The 313-nt window shown below is 70.6% G+C and carries 1 protein-coding gene; it reads right to left on the bottom strand.

Annotation, left to right across the window (positions count from 1 at the left end; all coding sequences use genetic code 11):
* A partial coding sequence (locus tag RND78_RS27995; RefSeq protein WP_312733500.1) for a formyltransferase family protein occupies nucleotides 1-313 on the bottom strand: 313 nt, incomplete at both ends.

Below are 313 nucleotides of genomic sequence, written 5' to 3'. Positions count from 1 at the left end.
GGCGGTGTCTTCCGGGGCGATGGCGACACGCTGCTGGGCGACGATGGCGCCGGCATCGGCCCGCTTGACCATGCGGTGCAGGGTCACGCCGGTCTCGGTCTCGCCGTTGACCAGCACCCAGTTGGCCGGGGCGCGACCACGGTAGCGCGGCAGCAGCGAACCGTGCAGGTTGTAGGCGCCGCGCGCGGCGCAGGCCAGCACCTCTTCGGAGAGCAGGTGGCGGTAGTAGAAGGAGAAGATGAAGTCCGGCTCCAGGGCGCGGATGCGCTCGATCCAGAGCGGGTGGTTGACGTCTTCCGGGGCGTGCACCGGG

Source organism: Pseudomonas oryzihabitans (assembly GCF_032027545.1).
In the GTDB taxonomy this organism is placed as follows: Bacteria; Pseudomonadota; Gammaproteobacteria; order Pseudomonadales; family Pseudomonadaceae; genus Chryseomonas; species Chryseomonas oryzihabitans_F.
Note: the sequence above shows the minus strand (reverse complement) of the source record. Positions and strands in the feature narration are given on the sequence as shown.